The 10826-nt window shown below is 46.2% G+C and carries 9 protein-coding genes; 5 read left to right on the forward strand and 4 right to left on the reverse strand.

The genetic code is table 11. The features are described from left to right. Positions 1-110 precede the first annotated feature (110 nt). Positions 111-3071: a DUF4157 domain-containing protein gene (locus GNF10_RS08610; protein ID WP_185580278.1), complete on the forward strand. Its 2961-nt coding sequence runs from the start codon at positions 111-113 to the stop codon at positions 3069-3071. Here GNF10_RS08610 and GNF10_RS08615 read toward each other — a convergent pair. Then, complete coding sequence (locus tag GNF10_RS08615) at positions 3068-3220, reverse strand: hypothetical protein (protein WP_185580277.1); 153 nt, start codon at positions 3218-3220, stop codon at positions 3068-3070. The two genes, GNF10_RS08610 and GNF10_RS08615, sit on opposite strands and share 4 nt — an antisense overlap. A 155-nt stretch (positions 3221-3375) precedes the next feature. Between GNF10_RS08615 and GNF10_RS08620 the strand changes: the two genes are divergently transcribed. Beyond that, positions 3376-5163 (forward strand): hypothetical protein, encoded by a 1788-nt coding sequence (locus tag GNF10_RS08620; RefSeq protein WP_185607139.1) that lies wholly within the window; start codon positions 3376-3378, stop codon positions 5161-5163. On the opposite strand, the gene GNF10_RS08625 is transcribed toward GNF10_RS08620, so the two are convergent. Continuing rightward, positions 5150-5326, reverse strand: coding sequence for a hypothetical protein (locus GNF10_RS08625; RefSeq protein ID WP_185580275.1), 177 nt, complete (start codon positions 5324-5326; stop codon positions 5150-5152). The two genes, GNF10_RS08620 and GNF10_RS08625, sit on opposite strands and share 14 nt — an antisense overlap. 249 nt (positions 5327-5575) lie before the next feature. On the opposite strand from GNF10_RS08625, the gene GNF10_RS08630 reads away from it, so the two are divergent. The 3 genes from GNF10_RS08630 to GNF10_RS38440 all read left to right on the forward strand — a co-directional run bounded on the left by GNF10_RS08630 (position 5576) and on the right by GNF10_RS38440 (position 8421). Beyond that, positions 5576-7555 carry a DUF4157 domain-containing protein gene (locus tag GNF10_RS08630; protein WP_185580274.1) on the forward strand — a complete coding sequence of 660 codons (1980 nt, stop codon included), beginning with the start codon at positions 5576-5578 and terminating at the stop codon, positions 7553-7555. Positions 7556-7617: 62 nt separating this feature from the next. Continuing rightward, entirely contained in the window at positions 7618-8229 is a 612-nt protein-coding gene (locus GNF10_RS08635) for a HEAT repeat domain-containing protein (protein WP_185580273.1), read from the forward strand. A gap of 63 nt (positions 8230-8292) precedes the next feature. Next, on the forward strand, positions 8293-8421 hold the full coding sequence (locus tag GNF10_RS38440) for a hypothetical protein (RefSeq protein ID WP_260445909.1): 129 nt from the start codon (positions 8293-8295) through the stop codon (positions 8419-8421). Here GNF10_RS38440 and GNF10_RS08640 read toward each other — a convergent pair. Both GNF10_RS08640 and GNF10_RS08645 read right to left on the reverse strand, forming a co-directional pair. After that, a complete protein-coding gene (locus GNF10_RS08640; RefSeq protein ID WP_185580272.1) occupies positions 8414-8950 on the reverse strand; it encodes a DUF1772 domain-containing protein in 537 nt (178 codons plus the stop codon). The two genes, GNF10_RS38440 and GNF10_RS08640, sit on opposite strands and share 8 nt — an antisense overlap. A gap of 845 nt (positions 8951-9795) precedes the next feature. Beyond that, complete coding sequence (locus GNF10_RS08645; RefSeq protein ID WP_185582910.1) at positions 9796-10614, reverse strand: carbonic anhydrase; 819 nt, start codon at positions 10612-10614, stop codon at positions 9796-9798. Positions 10615-10826 lie beyond the last annotated feature (212 nt).

Genomic DNA, 10826 nt, shown 5'->3' on the forward strand with positions numbered 1-10826 from the left:
GAGCGATCGCATTACAGAATACTTTCCACTTAAGTCGATAGCGATCGCAATTAGACAAAGTGTATAATTCGTTTCAAAAATACGCCTTGTGAATCTTAAGGTAGGGTGAGATGAGCGATCGCATAATTGGGCGTAAGAAATCAGCCGCATCAACTTTTACGAATCCGTCGCTTGCCTCACCAGGTATTCCGACACTAGCGAACCCAATACACGGCTTTGGTTCACAAATCAATACTGCCCCACTCCAAACAGTAACTGAGGTAGCCCCAGACCTTCAAGAGGCACAGTCTGCTGATGGGCAATTATTAGAACCAGAAGCGATCAAAGAAAAGCCCCTTAGTCACGACATAAGTCGCATATCATTACGTCGTCCACAGGCAAAACTTACTGTTGGTGAGCCTGGAGACAAATACGAACAAGAAGCTGACATGATGGCAAATCAAGTCATATCGATGCCTGATTCTGCTGTGCAACGAGAGATAGCACTAGAAGAGCAGACTCAAGAGAAAATACAAACCAAGCCTTCATTGCAACTGGCTACGGATGGTGGTTTGCAGGCTGGGGATAATATTGAGAGTCGGCTCAATAGTAGTAAAGGTGGAGGAAGTCCGTTAGCGGATGAAGTCCGAAGCTTTATGGAGCCGCGCTTTGGTGCCGATTTTAGTCAAGTGCGAGTGCATACAGGCAGCGAAGCGGTGCAGATGAATCAGGATTTGAATGCTCAGGCATTTACGCACAACCAGGATGTTTACTTTAGTGCAGGGAAAGCTCCTGCAAAGGATGCGTTGACTGCCCATGAATTGACTCATGTAGTGCAGCAAATGGGCACAGTGCAAGCCAAGGTAATGCCGATCGCGGCTGCACCCACAAAAATCATGCGATTTGCTCAGGGCACTACTGATATTGTCAAAGATGACAAAGGTGTTGGGCAATACAAGGGGGGCACAGGTCACGCCGGGATGACAGAAGAAGCACTCCACGGGATGGGGTTGAATGCAGACGAGGCGCGCAAGGGACGTATGGGAAACTGGGAACGCGATATGTCTCAAGCTCTGACTCCTGGAACAGTAGCATTGCTCACAGCCGAAGGGATTATGCCCATCCTCAACATTCTGGCAATCAAAGAATTTGGGCGTGGACTTAAACCCGCAGAATTTGGAACATACGATCCTGTTGAGCATATTGACAACCCTACGGATCTGCGGGGTAGCGACGTTTTTAACCAGGTTGATCCAGCAAATCCCCAAAATGACTTTACCAATCCGACCAATCCAGATGTTGGTGTGACTAGTAAGCTCAAGGGTACTGAGGGGCCCAGCGATAAAGGCTATGCCAATGTCGATCGCCGTTATGCAGCCACCGAAACCAAAGGCAAAATTATGAATCCCCAGGATGCCAAAGCCTTCCAGGTGGATGAAAGTGCCATTCCACGTTATATGAATACGAGTAAGAAATGGTTAACCGGTAAGCTGCGTCAATCAGCAAATTTGGGACGGAAAAAAGAAGATGGACTAGGACCACGGGAATTCTCCAGTGGTATCCACACGATGCAAGACTTTTATGCTCACTCTAATTTCTGTGAGATTGGCATCAACATTTTAATTCGAGAAGGCGGCTTGGAAGTTGTTGTTGAGGATGACGGTAAGGGGAACAAAAAGACTGAAACACTAAATAAAGATCAGGTTTTAAATACGCAAGTCCATGCCAATAAAGCCGATGGCAGCCCTGAGCAGAAAAATTTGGTAAATCCCAATGCAACTAGTAAAAGTGGTGAGAAACAAGTGCGGGAAGTGATGACCACTGGTTCTTTCAACCTGACAGATACAGCTGCTAGTGTTTTAGAAGAAGTGGCTGATAAAGTCAAAGAGATGAATCCCTTTGACAAATCGAAGAAAGGCCCCAACGAAATGATTATGGCTTGTCTCGATTATATGGAAATGGATGAAGCCAATCCAGCAGATTTCTCGGCTTTAGGAAAGACAGTCAGCTCATTGATTAACAAAGCAATTCCTACCATTTCAGCCCTAGCACCTACTGCCGCCACGATCGCAGAAAAAGCAGGCGATTTGGGTGCTAGTGCAGTCAAAAAAGGGGCTTCTTTGGGTTCTGGGGTTTTAGATGTACTCAATAGCGCCAACGAGAAATTAGGCGGCGATAAGGACTATTTTGATAGTGACAAAAAAGCACTAGAAGGAGCAGGTAAAACGGCCGCGGGTGAAATTCAAGGGACAGCCGATAGTTTAGCTGAAGGCATTCGCAATATTAACACTCAGTTGGAAGCGGCTGCTAAAGCTTTCGAGGGTAAGAGTCATATTTTGCGAACAGCATATCAGTGGGCTTACGAAAATAACCCCTTGAAGCTGATTAAGGCAGCTGCCAAGAAGATTCCGGTAATTGGTGAAAAGATAGCTGCTGCAATCGAAAGCCTGGAAGAGGAAATTAATAAACTCCTAGAAGACACCCTAGGTGCAGCTTGGAATGCAGCAGTTACCAGAATCGTCGCCAAGATCAATAAAGTAATCGCGAAAATTCGTGAAGAAACTAACATCCAGAAAAAGAAGAAACAGTCCGGTACAGGTACACCTGGCAAATTAGGCGGTGTGAGTGACCTGTATGATGAAAACGGCCCCAAGGAAGGAATTGCACCAAAGAGCTATACACCACCGAGCCATACAGAAATAGCTAAAGACCATGACGATATCAAAAATCCGGTTAAAGATAGTAAAGCTGACAACCCAGATGAAGGACTCGATCACGATCGCAAAGATGGCGATCACGATCATACTGATGATGAACACGGACACAACCACATCTCCACTTACTTAGCACCTCTGGCAACCGGACTAGCAAAGCAAGCCTCAATTGCTATTGGGCAGAAAGTTGCGGCATCTTGGGATGTCGTTGATGCTGGCGGTACGCCCTCGACACAACAACTTGCCGAAATTGATAAAGTTGTGGAGCAGTATTTTGCTCACCCCGCAGATTGTGACTATTGGCGAAGCTACTTTAAAGCACAGTTAAAAACAGCCCGCATCGGTGGTGCAGTCAAAGGAAAGCTAGGAAATTATTAGTGCGATCGCATTACAAAATAATCTCTACTTAAGTCCATAGCGATCGCAATTAGATAAAGTGTATAATTTGCTTCAAAAACAAGCCTTGTGATATCCAAGGTAGAGTGAGATGAGCGATCGCATAATTGGGCGTAAGAAATCAGCCGCATCTAGTTTTACGAATCCTTCCCTTGCCTCGCAAGATACTCCGACACTAGCGAATCCAATCCGCGGCTTTGGTTCACAAATCAATACTACTGTGCCCCAAACAGTAACTGAGGTAGCACCAGACCTTCAAGAGGTGCAATCTGCGGATGAGCAATCCTTGGCGCTCAAAGAAAAGCCCCTTAGTCACGACATTAGTAGCATACCGTTGCGTCGTCCACAGGCAAAACTCACGGTTGGAGAACCAGGAGACCAGTATGAGCAAGAAGCTGAGATGATGGCAAATCAAGTCATGTCGATGCCTGATTCTGCTGTGCAACGGGAGATTTTACCAAAAGAACAGACTCAAAGTGATATTTACTTTGGGTCAGGGAAGTCACCAGAAAATAATGAGTTAACTCATGTAGTGCAGCAGAAGGGGTATAGTATCCAGCGCGATCAGGCCGAAGACCTGAGGGATTTCGCCGACTTTGGTGAGCAAGACCAACGTGAGCAGATGCAGCAGCAACCACCGCCAGCGATGCAGGTCAACAATATCTCAGACGGAAGCGCTGCACAAAGCAAAATGACCGAGATCGAAGGATACCGCCAGAACATGCAGAACGGCGGGCGCACTGGTACCGTCTCCGGGGACGAAATCTCCGCCAATGAAACAGCGATCGCGGCGCTATCGGACTACCTTGTCAATATCGGCGAGCAGGGCCGGACGCTCTCGACCTTTCAGCAACAGTTGCAGCAAGTCCGATTAGACTATGGTCGCGTTGAAGGGCAAATGATTCACCTTGAAGCTATGGGGGTTGTAGACCCTAACCAGTCAGCGTCCTACCGTGCCGAGCAGATTGTCGGTGCGGCCACTGGTGCTAGAAGCGCTCAGGAGTCGGCAGGGGGAGTCAGAGGCAACGCTGAAACAATGCGTTTAGATGTACAGCAGAATCACGACACCCTGATACAGAAAGGCAACGATTTCAATGCTGCTCAGGGTAATGCTAGGCAAGCTGTACACGAGCTGAATTCTGCATTGAGTAACCTTAACTCCGGCATCATCCCACGCGAGGCGAACCCGGAATTAGCTGCCCAGCGGAGCGCCATCTCGGCCAGGGTCTCGACAATGCAGAGCCGACTGTCAACCGGACTAAAGGTGTTGTCAGCAATCGGCGGTGTAGCAGGGATGGGTACAGCAGCAACGGCGGCTGCCAGTAATACCTTAGGTCAAGGGTTGACTAGTTTGGGGCAGCAGGCACTGGACACCATTAGCCCGGATTCCATCGCCACAGCAATCAGCCAAGAGTGGTACCGTGAGGAAACCAACCAGATAGAGTCCCAGATCGCTCAGGCAAATGCCCAGACTCGCGAGGCCGCGATCAGCGTCAATGTATCCCAACTGCGCGGAGCGCAAACGGCGATGTTCAACGCGCTACAGATCCTTGAAGCCAAAATGAGAGAGTATCTACAGGCTCGCGACACACTACGCAACTCGCTAGACCAGTTAGGCGCTGCTGCCGACCGTCAGAAAGGCGGACAGGGTTACTCAATCATCGCAGGTTTACTGGGCGATGTAGATGTGCTCACCGTGCAAATCGACACCACCATCGGATTGGGACGAACGGAAGAGGAGGCAGCTGGACATGCTACTCAAGCACGAGAGCGCGTTGAGGGCAGGCGCAACCAGAAGTCGGGTCAGCGTGAGGGTGGTGTCACCTACTACATTCCGTATCAGACCTTCCAGCTTGCCAACTTTGGACGTTCAGGTGGGCTTGTGTACAAAGCATCACCGAACCAAATCTACTTCATCACTGTGGGGCGGATACCTGGCAGCGCATACGGTGGACAGGGGGCAGCGAATCCGATCGTTCACCAGACAATAGAGGAGCTACAGCAGATGCGTCAGACGGTACAGGGTATGCGCTCTGTGCTATCGAACTCGTTGGGTCTAACTATGCAGCGCTAACGCTAGTGCCTAACCGTGTAACACATCGTTGCGATCGCTCTTGATATTTTAAATAAAGAGCAATCAAGTTTTTCGACAAAAATCGGGAGAGCAGATCGCTTTTAGAGAGAATGACGATTTCATGAGCAACTATTGTTAGTATTGGATGATAATTTGTCACCACACTAAAGACTTTCCCTCAAAAAATTATTTAGTTACCACAGAAGAAACTGTAGGTATAAACGTTCAAGTTCTTATAAGTTACGCTTAAGTTGTTATTAATAGAGCTTAAGCTGTGGTTACAAACGTTAACTATCCCTCAAGGTTAGGCGAGATAATTTCCACTTAAGTCCATAGTGATCGCAATTAGATAAATTTTATGATGTGTGTTATCAATATGCCTTGGTTGAGCCATAAATGAAGGAAGGGTGATATGAGCAATGACGGACAACAAGCTTCTGGGCATCTACGCATAGTTCAGCGCCAGAAAACAGGTATATCCACTGTTCTAAATCCGTCCCTTACCTCATCAACTATTCCCACACTGGCTTCTCCAATGCGTGGCTTTGGTTTACAAACAAATAATCTTCCAATCCAAAGACTAACTGAGGCATCAACTGACCTTCAAGAAGCGCAGTGTGTTGATGAGCAATTCTTGGAACCAGAAGCGGTCATACAGCCCCTTGGTCATGATATTAGTCGCATATCTTTGCATCGTCCCCAGGCAAAACTCACAGTTGGTGCGGCAGACGACCATTATGAGCAGGAAGCCGATCAAGTTGCCGATCAGGTTATGCGAATGACTGAACCAGAGCCAATAGGTTTGCAGAATACACAGACTCAAGACCAATTGCAAACTAAGCCTCTAGCCTCTGCCATAACTCCCTTAGTGCAACGGGAGGCAATGCCAGAAGAGGAAGAGGAACTACAAACTAAACTTATTAATGCACCTATCCAAAGAGAGATTTTACCGGAAGAAGAATTACAAACGAAGCGATCGCTACAACTCGCTACCAATGACAGCTTCCAAACTGGGGATAACTTTGAGAGTCGCCTAAACAGCAGTGAAAGTGGAGGAAGCCCGTTACCAGATACTGTGCGTTCTTTCATGGAACCACGTTTTGGTACAGATTTTAGTCAAGTACGGGTACATACAGGCACTCAATCGGTGCAAATGAATCAGGATTTAAATGCTCAGGCATTTACCCACCAGCAAAACATTTTCTTTGGTGCGGGTAAGTCACCAGGTAATGATGCATTAACCGCCCATGAACTGACTCATGTGGTGCAGCAGACAGGAACAGCCCAGAGAAAATTGATTCAACGGGCAATTAACCCCACATACGACCTGACACACGGTACTTTTGAAGTAAATGCCACACCAAACGGCGCGAGTCTACCGATTACTATTCGTTTCAAACCCAAAACCACCGCTCCCTACTCTAACCAGATTGGACTAATTCAGATTGTGCGTCTGACAAATGCTACAGGTACAAATGTCGAACCTCAGTCTTTACCTGCTGCTAGTGGTGCTAGCCTCCGTACCACTGCTGATGCCACCACGGGAGTTGAGGGCGGATATTTCACTGATGCGCTGCATAATGATGCACCTGCCCACGGTGGTACAGGAACCAATGCCGCAGCCGGAAGTGCATTACCTGCCCAGTACCCCTTTGGCAACGACCCAGCCCAACCCAATCCCGCAATCCCTGGACTTTCACGACCCTCTTCTAGTGGTGCAAGCGGAGCCACTATTGGTTACAAACGCTCCGATGACCCCACTGATATCAAAGCAGCAGAACTAACCGATGCTCCCGGAGGCGCTGGTGAGTTCAACTTCGACTTTCAGACGGTGGCTAAAGGAGAAGACACCATGACAACTTACGGAGCGCTTCATTGGGGCTTCCAAATCCGTGCTGGCAAAGTTGAGAATGATCGCGCCTCAGCACAGGATGGTCAATCCGCCACCTTCGATGCAGCTTTGCAGAAGCATCAGGATTTTTACGTACACGAACCAGTCATTTTTTACTATGATTTCGACAGCGATCAACTGAGTTCCAGCGAAACAGGCAAGATTGATACATTCTTAGATTACTTGCGGCGATTCCCTGATGTCAAAGTAACTCCCGAAGGCTTCGCCGACAGGCGCGGCGGCGCATCTGGGCATAATCTGGATCTATCTTTACGCAGAGCGCAGGCAGTGGGAGCAGCCCTGCGTGCTAAGGGTGTAGCTGAAGCTCAAATTAGTGCTGTTACTATCGGCTCTGGTTCAACCGAAGACTTTACCCCTGATGCCACAACTAACCAAGATACAGAAGCGAATCGTCGGGGTAATCGCCGGGTTGTCTTGAGCTTTCAGCATGTGCCAGCAGCAGCACCAGCAGCACCAGCAGGGGGAGGAGGGACACCTTGATCTTGAGAACAATAGGAATATTCGTGATAGTTGTGATGCTGGCCATTGGAGGAAATTTGTATATGAATAATCAAGACGCTACCGCGACACCTATGGAGCAGATCAAAGCACGTCTCTACTCTACAGATCAAGACACTAGCGCTTTAGCCCTGGGTGAATTGATCCGTTTAGGCAAAAAAGCTACCCCGATTTTGTTGGAAGCCTTGACTAACCCCAACCCCCGTACCCGTCGGCTTGCAGCCGAGGGACTGAGCGAAATTGCCGATCCCGCTAGTGCCGATGCTTTGTTCCAAGCCACCCATGATACTAATCCAGAAGTGCGTGCCCGTGCTGCCACTGCCCTACACCAATTAGGAGATAAACGCTCATTGTCCGCTTTGGTCGCTACCCTTGATGATTACCCTGACATTCTGCACAATCCCTACACAGCTTCGATGTATCCTTTAATGCGAGGCGGAAAAGAAGTTTTACCTTTGGTAATTCCTCTTTTGCAAGCACCAAACGATCTCACTCGTGAGCGGGCTTTTTTGATTGTTAAGGCTGTAGTGAGTAAGCTACCCCAAGGGCAAGACTGGAATCAGTTGTGGCAGAGTTTGGGAAGTTATGATCCCGCAGGCCAAAAAGCAGAACGTGACAAGGCTGCTCAACAATGGCAGGAATGGTTGAGCAAATAATTGAATTATTCACAAAAAAACTAAGTATGTTACGAAATGTAAATAAACTTAAAACCCTTACTAATGACCAATACTTCTCTGCGAGACGCTACGCGAACGACTACGCTCAGTACAAGTGACAAAGGACAGCCCCTTAGCCAGTTAGCTTTAATTTCGCCGACCTACTTACCCATTAGTAGCGGAATTACCTAACCGTATTATCGAGTCCCCCGACGATTCTTGAACCTAAACAAAGGGCGATGGTGAGCGATGCCGCTGCTGCTAGCGCCGCTACCGTCCGAATGTGATTCCAGATTGTCCAGTTGGTCAAATAGCTAAACCATAAGCTCGCACCTTCAGTGCTGTCTGGCTCGACTTTCGCTAGAGCTTCGTTGAGCGGCACATTGAAAACTATTGTCACGCCTAATGTACCAACGAGGTAGAGCAAACTGCCGAGAAGCAAGTAGGCGGCACCGGGTTGATGCCACTTTAATAGCGAGGATATTAAAAGAAAGATACAAGCCGCAGCAGTTCCCAAAAACGCTGTCATAAAAAATGGATTGATTACCGCGATATTGATGGATTGCATAGCGGCAATGCCCTGCGGTGGTTTCAGCCGAGCAAGGGCGTTCATCACGAAAGTCGAGAAGGCGAAGAAGACTCCGGCTATCAGCCCGCAGCCCAGTACCGACAAAAGCTTTAATGCGAAATAATATTGTTGAGTTATCAGATGTTGCAGCATCGCCTCACCGAAAAAATGGGTATGAAGCCCCGTCCTTCCAGGACGGCTTTTGTTAAATGCCAGCTACTTTCTAAAGACTTTGTTGTAATACTGATACCAAATAAATTTGGTATTCTTTAGAATCGCTCTAGTTCCAGGACGACCACTGGATTTTGCTTTTGGAAACAGGCCAGTAACTAATTCTCACTGTTCCCGATTAGATCATTCGGATATGATTTTGTCTACAAATAGCAGCATAACACCTGTGATATTTATTACGATATCCCCATAGTTTTAGAACATCCTCTGAGAGGATGTTTGAAAAGTCCTCTTGTCGGTAGCAAAACGTTTTAGATCCCCCTAAATCCCCCTTAAAAAGGGGGACTTTGATTCCGGTTCCCCCCTTTTTAAGGGGGGTTAGGGGGGATCAATAAGTGCCTAAAATCACAGCCAACTACTTTCCAAACATCCTCTGAGATTTTGTAAATTGTTTTATAACGGAGTATTTTATGTTAACGATTTTTTAAAATAACCTCTTTTCTACAGGAAATTTTATTCCTCTACTATTTTTTGTGAAGTCATCTGTAGTAAATTCTCTCGATTTCTCCTATTGTTGTGCTACTTGTAATTTGTTTTTATTTTTCGATGATCTTGATACTTATAAATCAAGGTTTATCTAAAGATAAAATGCCAAAAACAGATATTTTTAAAGCTACATTATCTGGAATAAATTGTCCAGATAATGTAGTTTACTGATGATTTCAATAATATTGTGAAGAACTTCATAATACTACCATCTTCAGTTTGTCCATTTGCAAGTGTCTAGGTTTGACAGAGATGTTGATTTTAACCCCATACAATACATTTTACTTTGTTGCCGAGCCTCGATAAATTCGCTCCATTTGCTCTGGAGAAAGAACTGTCATTGGAAACCATTCATGTGTAGAAATAGGGAGTTCTTGGGAGGATTGAAACGGTCGTTGTTGAGTTTTAGTGAAATGTATTTCCACATTGCTAGTTAAAGGTTGGCCAAGTGATGTCTCATCTATTTCCGATGGAGGAAGCTGATTTTGGGGCAAGACATAGGCATGTTTTTGTGGATCGTATGCCAAAATTTCTCCCGTCTCGATTTGATAAATCCAAGCATAAATGCTGAGTTGACCTTGGTGAAGCTTAGAGCGGATCACCGGATAAGTCCGCAAATTTTCTATTTGGGTGAGTACATTCTCAGCAATAATTATTTCTAATAGTTCTTCCCCTTCGTACTGGCTATAATTGTCTTTCACCAGCCGCCGGGTTGCCTCTGCATACTTGAGCCAGTCATGTACAAGCGGCATTTCTACCCGCAAACTGTCTAACTTCATTAACCCTTTCATAGCACCACAATGGGAGTGGCCACAGACAATAATTTGCTGAATATCTAATGCTTGAATAGCATATTCAATTGTTGCCCCTTCACCCCCATTAGTCGCACCAAATGGTGGAATAATGTTGCCTGCATTACGGATAACGAACAATTCGCCTAAGCCGGCTTGTGTAATAAGGTTTGGATCGATACGCGAATCTGAACAGGTAATAAATAAGACTCTGGGCTTTTGACCATGAGAAAGTTGTTCAAATAGTTCTTCATTGGCGGAAAAATAGCTACTTTTGAATTCGCGCAAACCTTTAATCAATTTTTTCATAGAAGTACCTAAATAAACAAGTAATACTTGGAAGTTTTGATGAAAATTGAATTCTAAAATTAAGGAAGTAGGGACGGGTTCTATATATAAACAGATTGGCTTAATTGATAGGCTTTTGCCATTGCACTATCGGCTTAGTAAAAAGGTGGGATTCATTCTAGTGTCGTTTAAGCAGTCTTATAAAACTACTCTCTTTAGCCACATTTTTAATG

The organism is Nostoc sp. UCD121, from assembly GCF_014222285.1.
In the GTDB taxonomy this organism is placed as follows: Bacteria; Cyanobacteriota; Cyanobacteriia; order Cyanobacteriales; family Nostocaceae; genus Nostoc.